This window comes from Tumebacillus flagellatus (assembly GCF_000714935.1).
Taxonomy (GTDB): Bacteria; Bacillota; Bacilli; order Tumebacillales; family Tumebacillaceae; genus Tumebacillus; species Tumebacillus flagellatus.
Genome location: NZ_JMIR01000027.1, coordinates 1 through 23,950 on the forward strand (window position 1 = coordinate 1; position 23,950 = coordinate 23,950).

The 23,950-nt window shown below is 58.3% G+C and carries 22 protein-coding genes and 1 riboswitch; of the genes, 3 read left to right on the forward strand and 19 right to left on the reverse strand.

Going from position 1 to position 23,950, the window contains the following annotated elements; translation table 11 throughout:
* Positions 1 to 94 precede the first annotated feature (94 nt).
* The 11 genes from EL26_RS16045 to EL26_RS16095 form a co-directional block, all read right to left on the reverse strand.
* Positions 95 to 649 carry a cupin domain-containing protein gene (locus EL26_RS16045; RefSeq protein ID WP_052036474.1) on the reverse strand — a complete coding sequence of 185 codons (555 nt, stop codon included), beginning with the start codon at positions 647 to 649 and terminating at the stop codon, positions 95 to 97.
* A 35-nt stretch (positions 650 to 684) separates the two neighbouring features.
* Positions 685 to 1,344, reverse strand: coding sequence for a methylthioribulose 1-phosphate dehydratase (locus EL26_RS16050; RefSeq protein ID WP_038091132.1), 660 nt, complete (start codon positions 1,342 to 1,344; stop codon positions 685 to 687).
* Complete coding sequence (locus tag EL26_RS16055; RefSeq protein ID WP_038091134.1) at positions 1,328 to 2,011, reverse strand: 2-hydroxy-3-keto-5-methylthiopentenyl-1-phosphate phosphatase; 684 nt, start codon at positions 2,009 to 2,011, stop codon at positions 1,328 to 1,330. Before EL26_RS16055 ends, EL26_RS16050 begins: the two co-directional genes overlap by 17 nt.
* Before the next feature lie 25 nt (positions 2,012 to 2,036).
* Complete coding sequence (locus EL26_RS16060) at positions 2,037 to 3,269, reverse strand: 2,3-diketo-5-methylthiopentyl-1-phosphate enolase (protein ID WP_038091137.1); 1,233 nt, start codon at positions 3,267 to 3,269, stop codon at positions 2,037 to 2,039.
* A gap of 102 nt (positions 3,270 to 3,371) precedes the next feature.
* Positions 3,372 to 3,493, reverse strand: a riboswitch (SAM riboswitch).
* Between the two features lie 88 nt (positions 3,494 to 3,581).
* Complete coding sequence (locus EL26_RS16065; RefSeq protein WP_038091139.1) at positions 3,582 to 4,748, reverse strand: pyridoxal phosphate-dependent aminotransferase; 1,167 nt, start codon at positions 4,746 to 4,748, stop codon at positions 3,582 to 3,584.
* A gap of 121 nt (positions 4,749 to 4,869) precedes the next feature.
* A complete protein-coding gene (locus EL26_RS16070; protein WP_038091141.1) occupies positions 4,870 to 5,508 on the reverse strand; it encodes a C39 family peptidase in 639 nt (212 codons plus the stop codon).
* 140 nt (positions 5,509 to 5,648) lie between these two features.
* Positions 5,649 to 6,161, reverse strand: a complete 513-nt coding sequence (locus EL26_RS16075) for a PCYCGC motif-containing (lipo)protein (protein WP_038091143.1) — start codon at positions 6,159 to 6,161, stop codon at positions 5,649 to 5,651.
* 57 nt (positions 6,162 to 6,218) lie between these two features.
* Positions 6,219 to 8,687, reverse strand: coding sequence for a heavy metal translocating P-type ATPase (locus EL26_RS16080; protein ID WP_081857265.1), 2,469 nt, complete (start codon positions 8,685 to 8,687; stop codon positions 6,219 to 6,221).
* A 20-nt stretch (positions 8,688 to 8,707) separates the two neighbouring features.
* Positions 8,708 to 9,091: an ArsR/SmtB family transcription factor gene (locus EL26_RS16085; protein WP_052036476.1), complete on the reverse strand. Its 384-nt coding sequence runs from the start codon at positions 9,089 to 9,091 to the stop codon at positions 8,708 to 8,710.
* A 101-nt stretch (positions 9,092 to 9,192) separates the two neighbouring features.
* Positions 9,193 to 9,771 carry a TlpA family protein disulfide reductase gene (locus EL26_RS16090; RefSeq protein WP_038091148.1) on the reverse strand — a complete coding sequence of 193 codons (579 nt, stop codon included), beginning with the start codon at positions 9,769 to 9,771 and terminating at the stop codon, positions 9,193 to 9,195.
* A gap of 18 nt (positions 9,772 to 9,789) precedes the next feature.
* On the reverse strand, positions 9,790 to 10,515 hold the full coding sequence (locus EL26_RS16095; protein ID WP_038091151.1) for a cytochrome c biogenesis CcdA family protein: 726 nt from the start codon (positions 10,513 to 10,515) through the stop codon (positions 9,790 to 9,792).
* 120 nt (positions 10,516 to 10,635) lie between these two features.
* On the opposite strand from EL26_RS16095, the gene EL26_RS16100 reads away from it, so the two are divergent.
* On the forward strand, positions 10,636 to 11,892 hold the full coding sequence (locus tag EL26_RS16100) for an MDR family MFS transporter (RefSeq protein ID WP_038091155.1): 1,257 nt from the start codon (positions 10,636 to 10,638) through the stop codon (positions 11,890 to 11,892).
* 184 nt (positions 11,893 to 12,076) lie between these two features.
* Here EL26_RS16100 and EL26_RS16105 read toward each other — a convergent pair whose 3' ends face one another.
* Positions 12,077 to 14,392, reverse strand: coding sequence for a GGDEF domain-containing protein (locus EL26_RS16105; protein WP_052036477.1), 2,316 nt, complete (start codon positions 14,390 to 14,392; stop codon positions 12,077 to 12,079).
* A gap of 168 nt (positions 14,393 to 14,560) precedes the next feature.
* Between EL26_RS16105 and EL26_RS16110 the strand changes: the two genes are divergently transcribed.
* Positions 14,561 to 15,769, forward strand: a complete 1,209-nt coding sequence (locus EL26_RS16110) for a spinster family MFS transporter (RefSeq protein ID WP_038091158.1) — start codon at positions 14,561 to 14,563, stop codon at positions 15,767 to 15,769.
* A 23-nt stretch (positions 15,770 to 15,792) separates the two neighbouring features.
* Here EL26_RS16110 and EL26_RS16115 read toward each other — a convergent pair whose 3' ends face one another.
* The 7 genes from EL26_RS16115 to EL26_RS16145 all read right to left on the reverse strand — a co-directional run bounded on the left by EL26_RS16115 (position 15,793) and on the right by EL26_RS16145 (position 22,633).
* Positions 15,793 to 17,205, reverse strand: a complete 1,413-nt coding sequence (locus EL26_RS16115; RefSeq protein ID WP_052036478.1) for a bifunctional metallophosphatase/5'-nucleotidase — start codon at positions 17,203 to 17,205, stop codon at positions 15,793 to 15,795.
* A 127-nt stretch (positions 17,206 to 17,332) separates the two neighbouring features.
* Positions 17,333 to 18,034: a glycerol-3-phosphate 1-O-acyltransferase PlsY gene (gene plsY / locus EL26_RS16120; RefSeq protein ID WP_052036479.1), complete on the reverse strand. Its 702-nt coding sequence runs from the start codon at positions 18,032 to 18,034 to the stop codon at positions 17,333 to 17,335.
* Positions 18,035 to 18,120: 86 nt separating this feature from the next.
* Positions 18,121 to 18,951 (reverse strand): glycerophosphodiester phosphodiesterase family protein, encoded by an 831-nt coding sequence (locus EL26_RS16125; protein ID WP_052036480.1) that lies wholly within the window; start codon positions 18,949 to 18,951, stop codon positions 18,121 to 18,123.
* Between the two features lie 96 nt (positions 18,952 to 19,047).
* Positions 19,048 to 19,713 (reverse strand): DUF1802 family protein, encoded by a 666-nt coding sequence (locus tag EL26_RS16130; RefSeq protein WP_052036481.1) that lies wholly within the window; start codon positions 19,711 to 19,713, stop codon positions 19,048 to 19,050.
* 5 nt (positions 19,714 to 19,718) lie between these two features.
* Positions 19,719 to 20,363, reverse strand: a complete 645-nt coding sequence (locus tag EL26_RS16135; RefSeq protein ID WP_052036482.1) for a DedA family protein — start codon at positions 20,361 to 20,363, stop codon at positions 19,719 to 19,721.
* Positions 20,364 to 20,596: 233 nt separating this feature from the next.
* Positions 20,597 to 20,983, reverse strand: coding sequence for a hypothetical protein (locus tag EL26_RS16140; RefSeq protein ID WP_152559291.1), 387 nt, complete (start codon positions 20,981 to 20,983; stop codon positions 20,597 to 20,599).
* A 36-nt stretch (positions 20,984 to 21,019) separates the two neighbouring features.
* On the reverse strand, positions 21,020 to 22,633 hold the full coding sequence (locus EL26_RS16145) for an ATP-binding protein (RefSeq protein ID WP_038091162.1): 1,614 nt from the start codon (positions 22,631 to 22,633) through the stop codon (positions 21,020 to 21,022).
* Positions 22,634 to 22,749: 116 nt separating this feature from the next.
* Here EL26_RS16145 and ftsW point away from each other — a divergent pair, with 116 nt between their 5' ends.
* Complete coding sequence (ftsW, locus tag EL26_RS16150) at positions 22,750 to 23,934, forward strand: putative lipid II flippase FtsW (RefSeq protein ID WP_052036483.1); 1,185 nt, start codon at positions 22,750 to 22,752, stop codon at positions 23,932 to 23,934.
* Positions 23,935 to 23,950 lie beyond the last annotated feature (16 nt).

The following is a 23,950-nucleotide window of genomic DNA, read 5'->3' on the forward strand; positions in this document are numbered from 1 at the left end:
AAAAAGACACCCCCTAAAATAGATTACCATTGAGGGGTCTTTTCTCAATGTCTATTTTAAGGGGGGCACATCACATCCATCGAGAGGCTCGTTCTTACAAAACTTTCGCTTTATCCGCCGGGATCAAGCTTTCATCATACACCGCAACCCAGCCGTCCTTGGATTCAAAGATGCGGATCGCTTTGACTTTGCGCAGGTCGGTGAGGGTGAACCAGTGGCGGGTGTACGCCGGGACGGAGATCAGGTCGCCCGGGTAGAGGATCACGTCAAAGTACATGTCGTCCTTCGGCCCTTTGATCGTGAAGATGCCTTCGCCGTCGACGATGAAGCGCACTTCGTCTTCCGTATGGTGATGCTCTTCCACGAACTTCACGAGCAGGTCTTCGATACCCGGGGTTTGCTTCGAGAGCACCACGATGTCCTGCGATTGGTAGCCGCGCTTCGCCGACAGCGCTTTGATCTCTTCGCCGAACACGTCGATGATCGCTTGCTGCAGCTCCGGAGTCACTTCGTAGGAGTCTTTCAACTCGCCTTGCAGACGGGAGATGTCCCAGTTTTCGTAGATGATGCCTTGGGATTCCAGGTAGTTCGCGACGTTCTCGGTTCCTTCAATCAGCTCTTGCGATTCAACAAAACGGATCACTGCCATAGTTGAATACCCTCCTCAAGTCTCCTCAGTATATCTTAGAGAGCCGCCGCTGCCAGCGCGTTGCCTTGCAGGGTCAGCTTCAAGAACAAGTTGTGGAACATCCACTCAAACGCCTCCAGATGGCGTTTCGCGGCAAACACGTTCTCGCCCCATGCGGTGATCCCGTGGTTGCGAATCAACACCGCCGGCACGCGCGGGTCGAGCACGTCGCCGATCTCCGCCGCGAGCTTCGGGATGTCGGCCCAGTTCTCCACGATCGGAATCTCAATCGCCGCGTTCTCTTCCCAAATGTTCAGCGCTTTGATCAGCTCCAACCCCTGAATCCGCACGCGGCCACGCTCGAACATCAAGTCGGAAATCAAGTTGTTGTACTGCGTGTGCACATGCAGGCACGCCCCCGCGTTCGGTACGCGCTTGTAGACTTCCGCGTGAATCAGCGTCTCCGCCGACGGCTTCAAGCTCGTCGGCTCCAGCGCTTTGGAGTCGGCGTCCACCACGAGGAAATCGTGAACGGTGAGGTTTTCCTTGTCCTTGCCGCTCGCCGTGACCGCAAACGCCAACGGCTCCCCGCTCAATTTGACAGACAAATTGCCCGACGTCGCCGGGAACCAGCCCTTCTCTGCAAAGTTTTTCGCCGCGTCCACGAGCTCTACAACCGTACGGATGCGATCTTCTTGCTTAAATGCGTAGGTCATTGGAAACCTCCCCCTTCACGATTTTTTGCAGTACCTCGATGACGTCATAAAACGTCGAGAACGGCGCATGCGCAAGCCCGAGGGCTTCACAGTCCTTCAGCAATTTCGAGCGAGCGATCACGAAATCGGCGAGCTTTGCCGCCTGCAGATCGGTGATCGAGTCGCCGATGACGATCTTGTAGACGTCTTCATCCGGGAATTGACGCAGCACCGACGGCTTGCACATGCCGCAGCCGTTCCGGCAGTGCTCATCGCACGCATGCGGCCACGTCACTTCAATCGTTCCTCCGGAGAAGTCGCTGCCGTTGCAATAGATCGGGTTCTCAATGGCAAACGGCGCCAACAACGGCTTCACAAAAAAATCAATGCCGCCGCTCGTCACCCAGAAATCGATCCCTTGTTCCTTGCAAAACTCCAAAAACTCCGGGAACCCGCTGCGAATCACCGCCACTTCCTGTGCATAAGCGGCAACGTCGTCGCGCAGGGCGGAGGAGATGCCCGCAAACATCCGGCCGACGCCGGTCTGAATGGGAATCTCTTGGTTTAAAATTTGGTCCTTGGTGGTCTCCCAACCCGGTGCCCCGAACTTCTCCATGATCGTGATGATCATGTCGCGCTCGGTGATCGTCCCGTCAAAGTCACAGAAGATGGCGATGCGTTTGCTCATGGGTCTCCTTCTTTCTAATTAGGGTCTATTTTTCAGACGGGTTGCCCCACAGTTCGAGGGCCGTCTTGAGCTCTTGAGAAGTTTCCGCCGCTTCGGAGAGGGTCTTGCCGCCCACAACCGCGTCGATTGCCGCCACAAACGCGCGTCCGCCCGCTGCCGATCCGCCCGGATGTCCGTGCACGCCGCCGCCCGCGTTGATGATCTGGTCGTTGCCCAGATCGCGGTACAGATACGGCACCAATCCCGGATGGATGCCGGCGCTCGGAACCGGAATCGCGCGCTTGAGATCCCCGCGCGGTTCGGTGAGAGCTTGAGCAATTTTCAGCGTTTCACCGCGCTCCAGCGCCACGGAGCCATACGCGGACGGATACAAACCGATGTCCGCTCCGGCGATGCGCATCAATTGACCCAGCAGAACGTTTGCCGCCACGCCGTACTGTTCCGACGGATACAACGCGCCCGCGAGTGCCGGGTGCGCCATGATCGGAACGTTGATGCGCGGGTCTTCCGCCAAACGCTGCAACACATCATAGCCGAACGTCAACACGTTCAACAACAAGGCAGAAGCGCCGGCGTCGACCGCCCGACGGGCTTTTTCAAAAATCTCCGTGACCGGCCCTGTCAAATTCGCCGCATAGAGCGTGAACTTGCCGGTTTCCTGCTGCGCGCGCTCTGCAGCCGCACGGCAAGCCGCAATGCGTTTTTCAAACGGCGCGTACGTCTCGTCAAAGAAAATCTCGTCGTCCTTGACCAAGTCCACGCCCCCGAGCGCTTGCTGATAGAAGTGTTCCGCCAGCGTCTCCGTGTCATAGCCGATGACCGACTTGAAGATGCTCATGAGCAGCGGTCGGTCGTACGCGTTCAACGTCTCGCGCAGCCCTTCGATGCCGAATTTCGGACCGGGGAAGCGGGAAGCGAACTGCGGCGGCAATTCGATGTCCACGAGGCGGATCATGCCGTCCATCGAAAGTTTGCCAAACACAGACGTCAACAGCGCCGGGATGTCCGGTGTGAAGTTGATCGTCGGGTACGCGATGGTGAGCAGGGCTTTTTCCAGCCCGTTGGCCGTTGTTCCCAGCTCTTTCACGTCGGCGACGTGACCGAGGTGTTTTTGCATCGCGCCTTTGCGAGCGGCCGGCAAATCGGTCCACGAGCCGACGGTGAGGCCGACGGCGATCCCGTTGGCTTTCTTCAACCAGTCGGTGCCCGGTTTGCCGTGCGCAAGATACGTAACGTGAACGAATTCTGCTGTCGTCATAGAAAAAGGTCTCCTCTCGATTCGAAACTCATGAATCCATAAAAAAGCCTCTTTCTAATGACGACAAGAAAGAGGCGTTGCTTATAGCATAAGCATCCGTGCCTCTTATCTTTCAGGAACCATGAAACTTGGTGTATTCCTGTAGGAGTTAGCACCGTGTATCACCATGGATACCGGTTGCCGGGCGTCATCGGGCCAGTCCCTCCGCCTGCTCTGGATAAGAAGTTCGTGCATGAATATTACAATTGTCTTGCAACTAGAGAATAATATTACAGGGTGTCCCCCCTTCTGTCAATTCTTTTTTGGGAGACGTTACAGAGTACATTTTACCATTCGATCGACCGCTTCTTGCAAGCGCTGTTCCGAAGTCAGAAGCCCGACGCGCACATAGCCTTCGCCGCTTTCGCCGAAGCCGACGCCGGGTGCCACCATGACGTGCGCTTTCTCCAACAGCGTGTCGGAAAACTGCCACGACGTGAAACCGCTTGGCACCGGCACCCAGGTGAAGAACGAACCCTTCGGCATCAGAACATCCCAGCCCGCGTCGCGCAACCCGCCGACAAACACGTCGCGGCGGCGCTGGTACGTCGCAGCCAGATCGTGCACGCAATCTTGCGGAGCGTTCAGCGCCGTGATCGCCGCGCGTTGGATGAACGCCGGAAGCGAGACGTAGTAATGGTCTTGGATCAAGTTGATCGCCGCGATGACGTCCTTGTTCCCCAGCGCGAATCCGACACGCCATCCTGCCATGTTGTACGTTTTGGAGAGCGTGTAGAATTCCACGCCGACTTCCTTGGCACCCTCTGCTTGCAGGAACGACACCGGTTTCTCGCCGTCAAAGCCGATCGCGCCGTATGCGAAGTCGGAGGCGACGACGATGTTGTGCTTGCGTGCGAATTCGATCGTATCTTCATAGAAGGAAAGCGGCGCGGTCGCGGAGGTCGGGTTGTTCGGGTAGTTCAAGAACATGATCTTCGCTTTGTCCAGCTTGTCCTGCGGAATCTGCGAGTAGTCCGGGAGAAACGCGTTCTCGCGCAAGAGCGGCATCATCACCATCTCCGCTTGCGCCAGCGCCACGCCCGACCAGTAATCCGGGTAGCCCGGGTCCGGCACGAGCACGGCGTCGCCGGGGTTGCAGAGGCAAACCGGAAGTTCGACGAGGCCGGTCTTGCCGCCGAACAGAATCGCCACTTCGGTCGCCGGGTCGAGGTCGACGTTGAACTCGCGCTTGTACCAATCGGCGATGGCGATCTTCAATTCAATCATGCCCGCAAACGGCGGGTACTTGTGCGTCACCGGGTCGAGCACTTCGGTGCGCAGGGATTCGACGATATGCGGCGGCGTCGGCAAATCCGGGTTGCCTTGGCCGAGGTTGATCACGTCATGACCGGCTGCGATGGATTGGTTGACTTTCGCCACCATCGAAGAAAAAAACTGCGTCGGCAACGCTTTCAGACGGTCCGCTTGCTTTATGTTCATGGGAAAAAGAGACCCCTTTCAATAAAAATAACTCTCCTCACTATACCGCTATCTTTGCCGAAAGAAAAGCAAAAAGACAGCACTTCCCGAGGGAATGTGCTGTCTGTTCATCCAATTCTGATTACTGGTAGTAGACCACGCCGCGGTACGGGGTGTAGGAGAGACCGGTGTAGTAGGTCAGCGCACGGGTGACGCCGCCAGCCGGGTCTTTGATGGTGAAGTCAGCTGCAGCGGTGCCGGAGTTTGCGTAACCGGAGATGACGACGAAGTGCGTGCCGCCGGCCGGCTTGTTCATGCCGACGATGTACGGACGGCCGAGATCCAGAGCGGCTTTCGCTGCGGAGTAAACGGTCGACCATGCGGTCGGGGAAGAAGTGGTCACGTGGTTGACGATGCCTGCGCCTGCTTTGGTAACGGCATCGCCGTAGACCAACGGGCAAGCCGAGGAGCCCATCTTGGAGTTCAAAGTACCCGGGTCGATGGAAACGCCGTAGTATTTGAAGACCATCGCCGTAGAGGTCAAGGTGCAACCGGAAGCGGAGATCGTGTCACCGCAAGATTGCATGGTCGTGGAGCTCCAGGTTTGGCCGGATTGGCTGTAGAGCGGCACCGCCAGCGAGACGGCTTCCGGAGCGACGACGCCCATTTGGATGCCGGCTTGGTTAACTTGCGGAGCGAGATCGTTGTTCGTAGACGCCATTGCGACTTGAGTGGTCAGAGCCAAAGAGGCTGCGACGATGGCAAGAAGTTTCTTATTCATTGTAAAACCTCCCTTTGTTTTGTAAGTTTATTATATAATGCGAAACTGTCCTTTTCAATAGGCTTTTACTAGTATGCATATTTTCATAACACAAATAAAAAAGAGCCCCTCCTCGTTCGTGAGGAAGGGCTCAAGTGTGTTCATGAAGTTTGCGGCATCGGGGTCGGCGTCGGCTTTGCGTAGCCTTCTTTGTATTTGGTGTCGATGACGTTGCGAATGTCGAGCACCGACTTGCCGTCTTGTTTGAGTTGCGCCGATTCGAGCGTGATATTCATGCAGGTGTCGCAACGGGTGCCGTGGTCATCCCAGACGACCGTGCCGTCCGGTTTGACTTCGTGGATGAAGCACGACATGTTGCTCATGTGGCCGGCGCTTTGACCGCAGCCGCAATAGCACGGCATCTGGTTGACGAGATCGCGGTTGGCGGCTGCCGTTTTGTAGGCGGTGACGATCTTCGGATTCGCGTTGGCGAGGAACGTCGGCAAGTCGGTCAACGATTTCGTTTCCTCTTGAATGTCGCCGCTTGCGACTTGGTGTTGATGTTCGTTCAATTGGACGGCGTTTTTGTCGCTCCCCGTCTGTGCGGCGGAACAACCCGCCAGCAGAATGATCGAGGCCGAGAGCACGCCGATGGCCGTATGCGTAAATTTCATCGCAAGAGGTCCTCCTCAAAAAGTAGTACGTTTCATTCTAGTTTCATTACGCGAATTTTAAACCTGCTGGCGTTGGCGCAGCAGACGCATACCGTTGGCGATGACGATCAGCGCGGCTCCGGTGTCGGCGAAGACCGCCATCCACAGATTGGAGAGGCCGGCGAACGTCAGCGCGAGAAACAGCACTTTCACGCCGAGCGAGAACCAGATGTTCTGCTTGATCACGCGAAGCGCGCGGCGGCTGAGCGAGATGGCGAACGGCACTTTTTGCAGATCGTCCGACATCAGCACGAGGTCGGCCGTCTCCAGCGCCACGTCGGTGCCCGCCCCGCCCATCGCAATCCCGATGTCGGCAGCCGCCAACGCCGGAGCGTCATTGAGACCGTCTCCGATCATGCCGACGGGCCCGTGCGTTTTTTTCAGCGATTGGATGGCGCGGAGCTTGTCTTCGGGAAGCAGGTCGGCGAACACGTCCTGAAGCGGCAGAGCGGACGCGATGCTGCGGGCGACGCGCTCATGGTCGCCGGTGAGCATCACGAGATGCGAGACGCCGGCGGCGCTCACTTGCACAAGCGCGGCTTCCGACTCTTCGCGCAACACGTCCGCCATCGCGATCAAGCCTTGGATGCGGTGTTCGTCGGCGAGCAGCACCACGGTGCGACCGAGATCTTGGTGTTGCCGGATCAGCTCCGAAACTTCTGCTTCAATAAGATACGACTCCGCAAGCCACGAAGGGCTGCCGATGCGGTAGGTCTTGCCGTTGACATCGCCTCGGGCCCCCTTGCCTGCAAGAGCTTGGAACCGCTGAACGGTCGGCAACGGGTTCGGATCGAGCTCTTGGAAGTGCGCCACAATCGCCCTTGCCAGCGGATGTTCGGAGCGCGATTCCAACGCCGCCGCCACGGGCAGCACTTCGTCCGGCGCGAAGTCGCCGAGCGGTTCCAGTTGGACGACGCGCGGTTTGCCTTGGGTGAGCGTGCCGGTTTTGTCAAACGCGAGCGTTTGCAGAGAGCCCGTCTGCTCCAAAATCCCGCCGCCCTTGATCAGCACGCCGTTGCGGGCGGCGTTGCCGATCGCCGCGACGATGGAGACGGGCGTGGAGATAACGAGCGCGCACGGGCAGGCGATGACAAGCAAAACCAACGCTTTGTAGAGCCAGTCGTGGAAACTGCCGAAGCCAAGCAAGGGCGGGACGATGGAAATCAGCACGGCGAGCAAGACGACGAGCGGCGTGTAGTACGCGGCAAAGCGGTCGACGAACTGTTGCGACGGGGCTTTTTGCGCTTGGGCTTCTTCGACGAGGTGGATCATCCGCTGGATGGTGGAATCCTCGACGCGCTTGGTGACGCGAAATTCGAACGCGCCCTGCTCATTGAGCGATCCGGCATAGACCGCATCGCCGGGCTGTTTGAAGACCGGAATCGACTCTCCGGTCACCGCCGCTTGGTTGACGTGCGACGACCCGTCGGTCAGCACGCCGTCCATCGCGATGCGCTCACCGGGACGCACGATCAGAATGTCGCCGACGCGCAACTCGTGCAGCGGCAACAGTACTTCCGAACCGTTTCGGCGCACCAACGCCTGTTTGGGCGTCACGTTCATCAGATCGCGAATCGAGCGGCGGGTGCGTTCCATCGTGCGGGCTTGCAGCCAGTTGCCGACGGCAAACAGGAACACCACGGCGGCGCCTTCCGACCACTGCCCGATGACGGCGGCGCCGATCGCCGCGACTGTCATGAGAAAGTTCATGTCGAGCGTCCACGACTTCAGCGCAAACAGCCCGGCACGCGCGGCGTAAAACCCGCCGCTGAGAATCGAGATCAGATACAGCCAAACGGCGAGCGACGGGGAGAAGTTCCCGTACTCCAGCACCATCCCGCCCGCAAGCAGTACGCCGGAAACGACGGTCAGCACCGTGCGCAACCGGCGCGTCGAAGAGCCTTGCGCCAGTGCGGTGCTTGCTTCCCCGTCGAGCGTTGAGTCCACCAGTGTGGGTTGGTAGCCGACTTGGGAGACCGCTTTGGCAATTGCGCCGAGTTCAGCGGATGCGGCGGTGTGGATGACGGTCATCTTGGTCGTGCTGAAATTCACGTCGACGGCGCGAACGCCGTCCAACTTGCTCACCACGCGCTGCACCGTGCGGGCACATTCCCCGCAATCCATCCCGTCCACCAAAAAAACCGACTTGGCCTCGTCCGGTTTCAACTCGTCCGCCGCAACGGGAGACTCCCCGGAGACCATCGCCAACTCCTCAAACCCGTGCGATCCTGGCTCCGTTTCACAGCAAGAACCTGTCGAACAACAGGACGATTCCGGCGCTTCGGAGAGCACGACGAGTTCATCCGCCCCGTGCTCGCTCTCGCAGCAAGAACTTGACGAGCAACACGTTGAACCGGCCGTTTCGGAGAGGACGACGAATTCGTCCGATCCCTCACCGCCATGAGTATGATGATGATCGTGCGCATGATCATGGCGATGGTGATGGTCATGTCCATGCCCTTCATGAGAATGTCGATGTTCGCCCATCTGCTCTCCGCCCTTCCCGATTATCTATGAGAAACGTGATGAAGACCCGTCTCAAACAAATTGAGGATGTGATCATCATCCAAACTGTAATAATTCATGCGCCCGGACTTGCGGCGTTTGATGATGCGCAAATTGCGCAAGAGACGCAGCTGATGAGAGACAGCGGATTGCGTCATTTGAAGCGCGGCGGCGAGATCGCACACGCACATCTCGCTGACGCTGAGCGCCCGCAAGATGCGGATGCGGGTCGGATCGCCGAGCACGGCAAACACCGCGGCCAACTCCGTCACTTCCTGTTCCGGAAGACTCGCCTCGCGAACCAAAGCGACCGTCTCCACATGAACCACATTGCAACAAGATTCCGCCGTCGATTCCTCCAACTGCGACTTCGATTGAGATCGCATCCCCTCACGCCCCTTTCTCGATGTAGTTTCACTATAACATATGAGCAAACGCTCAAGTATCGTGCGCACAAAAAAAAGCCGACCGCCTGCACACGAGGCTGTCAGCTTTTTTCCGCGGCGAGAGCGCGTTGAAGCATCCCGTCCATTTGAACTTTGTTCAACGCGCCCTCCCGCCGCTCGCGAATGACTCCGTTGGAGTCGATGATGAAGGTGGTGGGCACAGAAGTCACCAGATAGGCGCGCTGTGCGGCACCGTCCGAATCCTTGAGCACCGGAATCGAGATCTTCAGCTCCTGCAAGAACTTCGAAGCGTTCTGCACAGCGTCCTGCGACGTCAAATTGATCGCGTAGAACTGCACTTGATCTCTATACTTCTCATACGTCGCCTGCAGATCGGGCGTCTCGCTCCGACACGGCCCGCACCAAGACGCCCAAAAATTCACGACGGCAGGCTTGCCCTTCAAGTCGTCCAACTTGACGACGGCGTTGCCGCCCTCAAGCGATTGCAGCGCAAACGCGGGAGCCCGAAACCCTGTGCGCGGAGCCGGATCGGCTTTCGCGGCATCGGGCACGACGCTGCTCGACGATTGCGAATCGCCCTGATAAGTCGACAACGAAGCGACTCCCGCCAACACGATGACGGCGATGCCGCCAAAAATCAGAGATTTGGTACGACCCATCCATCCAACCTCCCTGCACTAAAAACCGATCCACCCGCCGGTCAGACGCAGGAGCCATTGGGTAATCAGCGTCATTCCGTTCGTAATCAACAGAACGCCCATGATCACCATGCCCGCGCCGCCGACTTTCGTAATGATCTCGGAGTACTTCAACAGCCAGCGCACCGACCCCAGCGTAATCGCCAAGAAGACGAACGGCAGCGCGAAGCCCAGCGAGTAGAACACCATCAAACTGCCGCCCGCGACAGGATTGGTCGCGGCGATCGTCAGCACGGAAGCCAAAATCGGCCCCACGCAGGGTGTCCAACCGGCGGCAAACGAAACGCCGACGACGACAGCGCCGAGATAGCCGACCGGCTTGTTGCTCGTCTGAAACTTCTTGGTTTGCATCAAAAAATCAATCTTCAAAATTCCGGCCATAAACAAGCCCATGACCACGATCAAAATGCCGCCGACGCGGCGAATCAGTTCCTGGTTATTAATAAATATGGACCCGATCGACCCCGACGCAAACCCGAGCGCCACAAAAATAATCGAAAACCCCAGCACAAAAAACAACGAGTGCAAAAACGCCTTGCGCCGAACGCTGCGCGTATCGCGTTGTGCGCCATACAACTGATCGTACGAGACGCCGGTAATAAACGACAAATAGGACGGATACAACGGCAACACGCAAGGCGAGACAAACGACAACAGCCCTGCCAAAAAAGCGATCAAAAACGTTGGATGCGAAGATGAGAACACGAAAGTCAATCCTCCTTTTTGACTACCACTATCATACAGGAGAACCCCCATCCCCACAATCGAACGTCCTGTGACTAGACACCTCCCATCCAAGGCAACTTATAGACGAGGTGAAAACACATGCCATTTACCCTTTCGCGTCTCGGAAACCAAGTCTGGGTGCTTCTCGCAGGCGTTCTCTTCACACACTTAGGAACCTACATGCTCCTCCCCTATCTCTCGATCATCTTCTCCCTCGAAAAAGGCCTCACCCTCTCCCAAGTCGGACTCGTCCTCGGAGCAGGCTCGGTCGCCTACCTTTCAGGTTCTCTCGCCGCAGGCTTTATCGCCGACCGCATCGGCAAAAAAACCACCATGATCACCGGATTGCTCTTGCGGGCAATCGGGCTCGCCCTCTTCATCTGGACAGGAACCTGGATGTCTCTCTTCCTCACAAACCTGCTTGCCGGAATCGGCTTCGGCCTCTACATGCCCGGCGCGAAAGCGGGCATTGCGGCGTTCGCGACCGAAGGCAACAAAACCACCGCCTTCTCCTATCGCGGCATCGCCGCGAATATCGGCGTGACCGTTGGTCCCGTGATCGGAACTTTCTTGCACAACATCTCAAGCACCCTCCTCTTCGCGGGAGCCTCGATCGTCTACGTCGGACTTGCGATCGCGCACGTCTTCTATCTCCACCGAGACTGCATCGGCCCCGACTGCCCCGAAGTCCCGAAAGCCAGATTCCGTGACATCTTCACCGATCGACCGTTTCTGGTCTTCAGCTTCGCGACGATCTTCGTCTGGGCGCTGTTCACCCAATTCTCGCTCGCCCTTCCCTTGAGGGCCCAACAAATCCAAGCCGCCCACAACATCGGCATGATCTGGACGGTCACCTCGATCCTGATCATCGTCGCCCAAAGCGCGGCGACCAACCTGTTCACCAAGTACCTGCACCCCTTAACGACGATGGCCCTCGGCATGCTCCTCCTCGGCATTGCCCTTGGCACAGTGGCTTTCAGCCACTCCTTCTGGCACCTGCTTGCCAGCGCGGTCCTCTTCACCATCGGCGAGATGCTGATCATGCCCACCTCAGACGCGATCGTCTCAGACCTTGCGAAACCGGAGACCATCTCCGCCTACTTTGGCGTAGCCTCGTTCGTTTTCGGAGCGGGCGAAGCCCTCGGCAATGTCGGAGGCGGCCGCCTCATGCAACGCGCCGTCGACCAACACTTTCTCGAACTGCCGTGGATTCTCTACGCCATCGTCGGCATCCTCCTGGCGGCAGCCTACGCCATCATGTCCCGTTGGGAGCGGCTTTCAAAGCCGCTGGCTCACACGCTCACAGAGCGAGTGGGCGCGAGCCCACGAACACCCAAAACCAAACAAAAAACCTAACCCCCGTGCAAAAACAGAAGTTAGGCGACAGGCACAACAGAAACGTGCCGGTTCCTTTTTTTCAACTCCACCGTGAGGCAGAAACCGGCGGGAGGAGAGGCAGGGGAGCTGTGGAGACTGCGACTTTGGAATCTTTTTTCTAACCATTGGACGGTTTTACTCAATCCGAAAGAACAAAAATTCCTCAGGAGCGGCGTAACAGTTCCCCTGCCTCGCCGACCACCACCCCATTCCCATCCCCATCCCGAACAAACACATTCCCAACCAAGCCTTTCGCGACCTTCTTCATCTCGGCTGCGAGCTCCGCAATCGCACCGGGGTCCAAACTGCGCCCTGCCTCAACTTCCACCGCCGCCACCGAAACCGACAACTCCACCAACTTCTCTCCCAAGCCCAGTTGCCGCAACCGCAACGAAACCGCCCGCGAGAAAAGCCTAACGATCTCCCTCCCCAACCCCTCACACCGCTCCCCCGCACAAACCACCACAAAATCATCCCCGCCGATATGCCCTAAAAAATCGCTCTCCGTCCCATACTTCCCCACCTGCCGCATCAACAACTGCGACAGAAACAAAATCATCTGATCCCCATGCTCAAACCCGCACCGATCATTAAACCGCTTAAACTGATCCAAATCCACATAAAGCACCGCAAACCCTTCCCCTCTGCGGACGCGGGTGCGCAACTCCTCCTCAATCCGCAGATTCCCCGGCAACCCCGTCAACGGATTGGCATACTTCGCGATCTCGATCTTCACCTTCGACATAACGTCCAACAAATTCTGCACCGACACAACCCCGCGGTACTCCCCGTCATCCGTCACGATGATATCATCATACCGCTTCAAATGATTCCGCCCTGTCGCCAGCGAAGAAACCTCATCAATCATCACATCTTTCTCCACCCGCAACGGAGCCGCGTCCATCACCTGCACAACAGACCGTCGAAAATAAAGCGGCACTCCATACTGCGAACCGAGCATCGCAAACAGATGCGCGCGGGTGATCAGCCCCAAAGGCACCCCCTGCTCCGCCACCACCACCGAAGTCAACTGCCGACGACTCTCGAACAACTCATGCACATCCTTCACCGTTGAACGAGGAGGAACCACATAAGTCGGAGTCGCGATCGTGCCAATTTGCAACATCGACCCGCTGGACAACTGCAACCGTTCCATTTTTTTCTTCTCAATAAACCCGATCACGCCCGCCGGAACAGCCGAAGCAAAAGCAACCCCCGGCCGCCCGAGCAAAAACCCCTGCCCGTAATCAATTCCGAGCGCCAAAAGGGTCTTCACCTCTTCCTCCCGCTCAATCCCCTCCGCAATGATCTTGCAGCGTATCTTCCCGGCAAGCGTCACAAACGCCTCCAACAACGCCTGCTTCACGGGATCATTGTGGACATCCCGCACCAACGACATATCCATCTTGATGAAATCCGGACACAACTCCACAATCGACTGCAACGACGAATACCCCGCCCCTGCGTCATCCACCGCAATGAGATACCCCTGCTGTCGATAATGCTCCAACGTCTTGCGAAACGCCGCATAATCCCGAATCGAATGCCGTTCCGTAATCTCAAACACGACATCCGCCGGAGACAGCCCGTACAACTGCAGGAGGCGTTTCGTCTCCCCCTTGGTAAACTGCGGATCATCCATCGTCCGCGGATTGATATTCAAAAAAAGCTTCGCCCCGTCCGGCAACTCCTGCGCCCGCTCAATCGCCCGCTCGCGGCAAATCTTCTCCAGAGCGTACAACTCCCCGGTCTCCTCCGCAAACGAGAACAAAGCGTCGGGCCGTTCAAACCGGCTCCCCTTCGGCCCGCGCGACAACGCCTCCCAGCCAAGAGGTGCCCCGGTATCAAACGAAACGATCGGTTGGAAGTGCGCTTCCACCCTGCGTCCCGCGAGCAGATCGCGAAACTCCACCAAATTCTCATCGCCGGCGACGGCAGACTTCCTCGCCATCCTAACCGCCGACTTAATCGCGGTATACAGCTGCCTCTCCAACGCTTTCCCCGAGTTGTCGAGCACCGCATACCCCACATGCAAATCAATCGGCGACGACAACATCGCAGGACGGTTCGCATTCACCTCGCGCACCGTCTCCCGCTGCACCTCCATCGCCACCTCATACAACTTCCGGTCGTCTCCGGAACTGCGCGCAAAGCATATCAAGAAATCGTCGCCCCAAAAATTCTCGACGTCGATCAACTCCTCATACGTAAACAGCCGCAAACTCACACGGCGGATGCTCTCCTCCACCAACTGCAGCAGATCGCCTGACGTGCGCTCGCCAAAGCGCCGTTCCAGATCGGCGAACTGCACGATATCCAGATAGAGAAACACGATCTGCCGCTTGTCCTGCAGGACTTTTTTCATCCGCTTGGCAAACGGGTGATGCTTGATCACTTCGCGCACCACACTCCCGCGCTCGTTCCCGGGCAACCGCCCGCGCTCCCGCCATTTCGCAAACCACCCGCGTCTGCTTTCCATAAAATAACCCCCTCACCTCCCTCCATTGTAAGAAGCGCGGAAGCCCCCTGCGTAAATCTTGCTTATCATTTCGGTAAAGGTTTCGTAATCTTCAAGAGATACCCACTCCTTCCGAGACATGGTACACTAGAACATGAAGACGATCTCAACCAAAAAGGAGACTGAACCATGAGAGCTCCACAGGTCCGTCCCGCCCAAATCCTGCTCTTATTCCTCTTGATGAACATCATCAACTACGTCGACCGCCAAGTCGTCTCCGGGGTGTTGCCGCTGTTGAAGGAACACTTCACCCTGACGGACGCCGCACTCGGTCTGCTCGGCACGGCGTTCATGATCACCTACTCGCTCACGGCGATCCCGTTTGGCGCTTGGTCGGACCGCTGGCTTCCGCATAAAGTGGCGGCGATCGGCGTCGCCGTCTGGTCGGTGGCCACCGTCTCCTCGGCGCTCGCGTGGTCGTTCGCCTCGCTGTTTCTCTTCCGCGCCCTCGTCGGCGTCGGCGAAGCGGCGTATGTTTCCACGGCGAGCACGATCCTCTCCGGCACGTACGAAGAGGGCAAGCGCTCCGGCATCCTCGGCATCTTCAACTTGGGCATGCCGATCGGCGGCGCGATCGGGGTCGTCCTCGGCGGCTGGATCGGAACGAAGTTCGGTTGGCAGTGGGCGTTTTTCCTCGTGGGTGTGCCGGGATTGATCCTCGCGTACCTCGCCTGGAAACTCCCGTTGCAAAAAACCGCCGCTCCGCCCCGCCCCAAGTTCAAGCTCAGCGAACTGGGCACCCTGATCCAAAACCGCGCGTTCTTCTGGGCGACGCTCGGCTACGCGGGCATCTCGTTTGCGTTCGGCGCGATCGTGCTGTTCGTCCCGACGTTCTTCCAGCGCGAACTCGGCTATGAACTCGGCACGGCCACCATGCTCGCCGGCGCGCTGCAAGTCGGAGCCGGATTGCTTGGAGCCCCGATCGGCGGTTGGGTCGCGGACTTCTGGCAGAAGCGCGACAAACGAGGCCGCGCGTACACCTTGGTGCTGGCGATGACCGCATCGGCCCTTTGCTTGTGGCTGGGGTTGATCTTCCACTCCCTGATCCTGTTCTTCCTCTCGGCGTTCTTCATGCTCTGGCATGTCGGCGTCGCGGCGGCGTTGATCTTCGACGTCACCGACGCCAGCGTTTGGAACACGGCAAACGCGCTTGCGATGTTCACCATGCACTTGCTCGGCGACATCCCGAGCCCGGTGATCGTGGGCTACATCTCCGACAAATTCTCGCTGACCACCGCTTTTGCCGTCATGCCGATCGCCCTGCTGCTCGCGTCCCTGTTCTTCTGGCGGGCGAGCAAACACCAAACCCGCGAAAGCAAAACCCCCCGTCTGCTGTAGACAGACGAGGGGTTTTTTCTCCATCATGAGGCGTTCGCGGCGCCCACTTGACGCAGCGTCCGCAGATACGGAATCAAATCATCGCGCACATACACAAACTGCACAAAGTCCAGATGCTTCGTCCCCGCCAGCGACGGGTAGCCGCAGATGTCCGGGTAGGCGAGATGATTCCCGCCGCCCACCGTGTACCAGCGCTCCGGATCAAGCGGCTCGCCGTTGACGCGCAAATTCACGAACTCCCCGTCCTGCTCCTCCCACGTCAACCCGGAGAAGTGCATCTTGCCCATCTGGATGCCTGCGGGACGGAACCCGTTCCCGCCGCGCGGTCGCTCGGTGATCGCAGGGTCCTGCGATTCGCGCAACAACCCGGCAAACTGGTGCCCTTGCATCTCCAGTGACCCGGAGAGGATCAAACTGCGCACGCGCTCAAACACCATGCCTTTCGTGATCGGCCCCGCGGGAAGCCCTTCTGTCGCCGCCGCGCCGAACATCAACCCGACTTCCGCTTCCCAGCGGTGTTTCATACCGTCCGCAATCGCCGTCACCAGTTGCTCATGCGACCACGGCGACTCCAATTCGAACAACACTTCAGCAAAAAACGCCTCCGCCTCGCGCCGCCCTGCTTCCAGCAACGCCGCTTGTGCCGGATCGACCGGGCCGTCCGCTTCGACGGGATGCAAACAGCCTTGGTACGAAACGACCCGCGCAGACTCGACCTCCACTTCCAGAGACACTTCGCCCACCCATTTGCCCAACGCCCCGGCTTGCGCGATCACCACGCCGTCCACAACTTCCGGCTCCTGCATCGCCGTATGACAGTGCGCGCCGATGATCAAGTGCACGTTCGGAGCGAGCGCTTTGGCGAGTTCGCGGTCCGCTTCCAAACTCATGTGCGAGACGTAGACGATCACGTTCGCGCCCTGCGCCTGCAACTTCGCAATCGCCGCACGCGCCGCTTCCACCGTGTCGACATTGCGAAACCCGTGCTTCATCTCGTACGTCGTCTCAAACGGGTCGGTCGTCCCGAACAGCCCCGCGCGCACGCCGGGTGCCAGTTCGAGCACGAGTGCTTCCTGCATGTTCCCGATCACCGACCCGTCGCCTTCGAGCAAGTTGCAGAGCAGAAACGGCAGGCTCGTGCTCTCGGAGAGCTCTCGAATCTCCTCCGGCCGCGAGCGCAACAGTTCGTTGTTGCCCATGCCCAGCGCGTGATATCCGGCCTCTTCCAACATCCGCAGATGCAACCGCCCCTTCGTCGCGAGGCACTCGTTGACGCTCATGTCCAGATGATCGCCCGCATCGACGACCAACACACACTCGCCCGCCGCTTCCAACTCCGCCCGTCTCGCTTTAAGCACCGCGACTTGTCTCAGCCAAGCCTCATAATTCCCGTGCAAATCATTCGTATGCAGCACCGTCAACCGCGTCGTCGTCATCTGTGCAACTCCCCCTTTGCTGTTCGAACTGGAGTTCGCCAAACAGGAACTTTTTTCCTGCCCCACCTGTAAAAAAACGCCCCCGGCACAGTTCAGTCTGCGCCCGAGGCCTTTTTTCAGAAATCCGTTACGCTTTGACCCAGTACACGATTGCGATGAACACGATCGCCGCCAGCCAATACACCACTTTGATCATCGCCTGCTTCTCACGCGGCAGACGCTCCAGATGAATCTCTTCGATCTTATGCCCGATCTTCGGTTCGTTGCGCAAGTAGAGGCGCTCAAAGTTCGGCAGGTGTCGGTAGAGAATCCCCGCGACCATCACCAAGAGCGCCAGCGTGCTGCCGAGCGGCTGGTCGATGCAGAGGAAGAACACCACCGCGCCCGCGATCACGATCGTGGTCGCAATCGAGATGTAGCGAATCAACAGCACCAGCACCACATACGCCACGACGACGACGATCAGCGGAATCGGATAGAGAGCGAGCAGGGAACCGGCCGCCGTCGCCAGCGCTTTGCCGCCGCGAAACCCGGTATAGAACGAAAACGCATGCCCGAGCGCCGCGCCCGCCGCCGTCCAGAACGCCAACACTTGGTCTCCGGTGATCAGCAAGACGATCAACGTCGGCAGGAACCCTTTTAACACGTCGCAGATCAAAACGATCGCCGCCGCGCCTTTGCCGTACACCGCCAGCGTGTTCGCGGTGCCCGGATTGCCGCTGCCCCGCTCAAAGATGTTTCCGCCGCGGCTCTTGCCCACCAAGAACGCAAACGGAGTCGAACCCACTGCGTACCCAATCAATAATACCAACAGCATCATAAAATTCATCTGGGTCACCTCAAGACTTAACATTCTGAGTTCATTGTATCAAAAAAGGGCTGGCAGGAAAAACTCCTTGCCGGCCCTTTCCTTTTTTAAGAATCCCACAGACCCATCTCGCGCATCACGTTGACGACGCGGTCCGGGTAGTCGCTGCAAATGCCGTCCACGCCCCACGACAGCAGTTTGGCGATCTCCGCTTCGTCGTTGATCGTCCAAACGTGCACTTTCACGCCGTGGTCGTGCGCGATTTGCACCGAGCGCGGCGTGACGACTTTGATGCCGTACTGCGAGACCGGCACTTGAAACGCGTCGACGGGCGGCTTGTAGAACTTGTGCAGCCCGCAGCGCCAATACGCGACGAACTCCACCATGTTGCGCGTGTTCGCCGACGTCGCGACCCCGTTCATGCCGAGGCGCTTGAAGCGCTGCATCGTCACGGTGTGAAACGACGTGACCAGCACGCGGTCTTGCGCCCGGTGGCGCTTGATCGTCTCGACCAAAGCGGTCTCCATCGGCGGGGTCTTCTGCTTGATGTCCATGTTCACGCGGATGTGCGGAAACTCCGTCAGGACTTCGTCGAGCGTCGGGATCGTCACGCCCTTGCCCCGAAACGGAAACGTTCGACCTCCATCCGTGCTGAACTTGTACCCGAAATCGATCGCTTTAAGCTCCGCCAGCGTCTTGGCGGAAATCGCGCCTGTGCCGTTGGTCAGGCGGTCGACCGTGTCGTCGTGACTGAGCACAACATGGCCGTCCTTCGTCATATGAACGTCGGTTTCAAACGCATCGGCGCCCATCTCCACGGCGAGTTGAAACGCCTCCCGCGTGTTCGACGGCGCGTGACCCGACGCCCCTTGGTGAGCCAACACCATCGGACGGTGCAGGTCCAGGTACGGCTTGATCTTGCTCTTGCGCTCCGGCATAGCGGTGCTCCCCCGTTTCTCTCTCCCGTTACCCCTTCAATCAAACGCGCGCTCTGGATGCGCTTTCACCGCCACTTCGGCGGGCGGCGGCCCTCCTCAGCTGTGCGAACCGTGTTTCGCGCGCGGGTCGTGTTCGTGCCACAGCCCCACGCTGCGCAGGATCTCTTCGCGCAGCTCTTCGTAGCGCTCCGTCGAAATCACCGGCTCCAAATCGGTGTCGTGAATCGGATCGGCGAGCGTGATCCACGATTTGCAGCCCGTGTAGTCCGCAGAGACGTCGATCGTCTTGGGATTCGTCAATCGGTACGCGCGCAGCAGCAGGATATGCAGCGGTCGGTCGGATTGCCAATTCAAGCGCTCTTCGGCGTAGTTGTGCGTCATCACGTGATACGCGTCGAACTTCTTGAGCAGCTCCGCGTCGTCCTTGATCACGATGTCGTCGGTGACATGTCCGACGTGCGTGATCGTCACTTGCTTTGGCGGCAGTTCGCGTCCCTCCAGCGTCTTGGCGAGCACGTCTTGGTAGCCCGGCTTGATCAGGTCGGCGCGTTGGTGCTCATACGTCGGATAGAGGTAGAACGATTGCTCCTCCAAGCGGAATTCCCGCGTCTCTTCCGTGATCCCGCCCTTGCGGATCAGCACGGTCTGGTCGCCGGCGGCGATCCCTTCGATGCAGACGGCCCATTCCTTCAACGCCACTTCCTTCACAGGCAAGTGCGGGCTGTGCACGTCCACGGAAAAAGATCGGAAGCTCACTGACATGCGATTCACTCCTTCGGTTCGGGTGGTACACCTTGAGAGGTTAGTTTTGCCGAACGCCGCTTTCTTATCACGCGGTAGACGATCGGCGCGAGCAACGACAGCAACACGATCACGATGATCCAATAGCGGAACGGGTAGACGATCGCTTCAATCATCCGCCAGCGGTGCCCGACATATTCGCCCAAGAGCAGAAACGTCAGCGCCCACACCAGCGCGCCGATGTACGCAAACGGAGCGAAGATCCGGTACTTCATCTGCGTCACGCCCGCCGTCAGCGCCGTCACATGGCGAAATCCCGGCACGAAATAGCCAAAAAACAACATGACACGCCCGTATCGCTCCATATAGCGCTCAATTTTCAGCAAGCGCTCTTCCGTCAAATGCAAGAACCGTCCAAACTTTGTGACAACCCCGTATCCGACAAATCGTCCGATCAAGAAACTGAGCGTGATGCCGCAGATGCTGCCGAGCACCGCGGCGACCAACACGCCCCAGAAATTCATATGTCCTTTGTGGACCATCACCCCGACGAACGAAAGCAGCGTCTCGTCCGGCAGCGGAATTCCCACAATCCCCAACAGCAGCAAAATGAACAGTCCAATGTACCCGTAGTGGTCGAGGAACTGTATCCATTGATCGATTGAAATCACCCCATCAGATGATCAAAAAACATTCGCACGCAAGCGCTCCTCACTCCGGCAGCAAGGTGTTGAACCATTCACCGGCGAGGTAGATCGCCAGCACCGACGTGACGGACCATACCATCATCCACACAAATTTGCGCATCGAACGGGACCCCTCTCTGGACAATCTATGCGGCGCATGTAAGAAAAAGCATGCATCGCTGCATGCTTTTACTATGTCCAGAAGCGGGCCCCAACCATTACTCCGCCGCCGCAGCCAGTGCCGGGCCGCTGACGAGTTTGGATTCGACGCCGTTTTCCTTCCACTCTTCGATCAGAGTGGCCACAGTTTCCGGCGCGAGCGGGAAGACTTGGATGACGACCAGCATGTCGAGCATCGCTTTCTGCTCGTTTTTGCGTGCGCGTTGCAGAACGTCCGCCACCGTGTCCATCTCATCCGGCACGAGGCCGCCCTCTGCAGCGCGGATATAGATGATGTTTTGGCCGAACGCCACTTCGTAGACGTTGTCCGATTCAGCCGGAGCCGGGAACGCGCGGTCCTTGAAGCGGGAGGTCAGGCCCATCTTCTGCACCGGGTTCAATTTGGTGCGCTTGAGCAGCGCTTTGATATCGAAAGTTTCGCTCATCTGCGGTTTCTCCTTCCAATCCATGAAACTACTATCCTAGTCTAGTATAGCTTCCTCGTGGCGTGCGGGCAACCAAATCGAAACGAGTGTCCCCTGTCCGATTTCGCTCTGGATTTCCATGTCTCCGCCGTGCGCTTCGATGATCGACTTGGAGTTGTGCAACCCAAGCCCGGTGCCTTTGCTCTTGGTGGTGTAGAACGGCTCGAAGATGTCTTGCAGGCGGTCTTCCGGAATGCCTTGGCCCGTGTCGCGGACTTCGATGATCACCCCGTCCGGCTCTTCGGCTCGCCGGACGGTCAACTTGACCATCCCGCCCGCCGGCGTGGCGTCGATAGCGTTGCGAAACAGGTTCAAGATCACTTGGTGCAGCTGATCCGCGTCCGCCTGAATCGCACCGACGTCCTCGTAGTGCTCCACCAAGCGCAAGTTCGCTTCCCGGAACACGCCTTGCATCAAGTTGCAGATGCCCTGCAACAGTTCGAGGAGGTTGCACTCGGCGAAGTTCGGGTTTTGCGGGCGCGAGATGTCGAGGAAGTGGTTGACGAGACCTTCGATGCGGGAGATTTCGCCGAGGATCATCCGACCCTTTTTCTCCGACTTTTCGGAAAAATCTTCCTGCCCGAGCATTAACTGCATCGCGAGTTTGATCACGGCGACCGGGTTGCGGATTTCGTGCGCGATCTGGGCGGCGAACATGCCCATCGTCGACAGCCGCTCCGATTGGCGCAAGTTGTGCTCCAGACGAACGTAGCTCGTCATGTCCCGCCCGACCAAGAGCAGCGCGGATTGCTTCACGAGCGGGTCGATCACCCAGCGGGCGTCCCAGAACAGATGATGCTCCGCTCCGGTCGCGGGATGGAGCCATTTTTCGTGAAAATCGGTGAGGTCGCGCTGTTCTTGCAGAGCGATCCACGCCGCGCTTTTTTCGGAAAAAACATCCTGCAGCCGCAGCGGGCCGTTGATCGGCATCAGGAGATGCGCCGCTTGGTTTCGGTGCAAGATGTTGCCCGCGGCGTCGGTGATCAAGATCAAGTGGTTCGACGTCTCGGAGATTTTCTCTTGCAGGAGCAACGTGCGGTAGTGCTCCGATTTCAGCTTCATCGCGTGCTCGATGGCGTGTGTCGCCGAGAGCACGGTGCCGAGCATATACGGGGAGTGTTCCGTTTTGTACGCGGCGATGGCGAGCGCTCCGATCACGCGGCCGTTGTCGTCATGAAACGGAGCGGCGGCGCAGGACATCCCCTGCAGGTCGGTCAAGAAGTGATCGCGTCCGACGATGTGCACCGGACGGTCTTCCGTGAGCGCCGTGCCGAGGGCGTTGGCGCCGAAAACCTGCTCCGACCAGATCATGCCGGGTGTGGTGTGTTGTCTGAGCAGCGCGTCGGGCAAGCGTTCGCCGCGCGTGGCGAGCAAGACGCCGTCCGCATCGCAAACCGCGACGATGCATTCGCTTTCCACCGTGCGGTAGAGATGATCAATATAAGGAAGCGCCGATTCCAACAAGAGTCGGTTGGCGAAGATGCGGGATTGCAAGTCGGCAGCCGGGACGGGAGCGACGGAAGGCAGCGTGTTCGGGTCGATCCCGTAGGCACGAGAGCGGGCCCACGCTTCTGCAAATGAGGGCGACGGGTGTAAATTGGTATCGTTCATCGCGACATGGTCCCTTTCTGATTCAAGTAGACTTCCGCTATTATAGCAGATTCCAAAAGGGTTGTCGGTTCGAATGTCGAAGTATTGGTAAGACATGAACAATCTGGAGGCCACGCATGAAAGTAACAAGACACCGACCTGATTTCGTACTGTTCCTCGTCGTGATCCTTTTGGCTATGATCGGGTTGGTGGCTGTCTACAGCGCCAGTGCGATCTACGCATACAAAATGCAAGACACGCCGAACTACTATTTCCTGAGACAGTTGATGTTTTTTGTGATCGGGACGTTCGGGATGTTGTTTGCGATGAACACCCACTATCAGATGTGGTACAAACTGTCGCGTCCGATGCTGTTGGTTACATATCTCCTTTTGGTCATGGTGTTCGTTCCAGGCGTCGGGATGAACGTCAACGGCGCCTACCGCTGGATCTCGCTCGGGCCGTTCTCATTCCAGCCGACAGAGATCGCGATGATCACGATCAACCTCTACCTCGCCTACCTGCTCACGAAAAAGGGCGACCGCGTCTCCGATCCGAAAGCGTCGTTCTGGCCGTCGGTCATCCTCGTGGTGATCGGCTTCGGGCTGATCATCTTGGAGCCGGACATGGACACGGCGATCACGTTTGCGGGCGGTCCGTTTCTGATCATGTTCGTCGCGGGCGTGCCGTGGAAACACTTGCGCAACACCATGTTGCTCGCCATCATCACGTCGGTGCCGCTGGCGTTGATGGGTTATCGCGGCGACCGGATCTGGGCGTATCTCGATCCGTTCAAGCACATGGACGGCGACGGCTACCAGATCGTGCAGTCGTTGTTCGCGATCTCGACCGGCGGATGGACGGGGCGCGGTTTGGGTCACTCGATTGAGAAGTTCTCGTACTTGCCGGAAGCGCACACCGATTTTATCTTCGCGATCTTCTCGGAGGAGTGGGGGCTGATCGGCGGTCTGTTTCTGATCGTGCTGTACGGCGTCGTGATCTGGCGCGGAATTCACATCGCGTTGAACGTGCAGGATAAATTTGCGCAATTGGTCGCGATCGGGATCACGTCGGTCATCGCGATGGCGGTTTTTTTCAACATCGGGTCTGTATCCGGTTTGCTGCCGGTCATCGGCGTGCCGCTCCCGTTTATCTCGTACGGGGGGACGTCGTTGGTGTTTAAGCTGTTTATGATGGGGATTCTCTTGAACATCTCCCGGTATACAGCGCGCCCGGAGGAGATCGCGTTGCTGCCTTCTTCGGCGCCGCGCATCAAGCACGGGGCGAACATTGATCTGAAGACTTCGCGTTTTGACGCTTAAGGGCGCCGAACGCAGG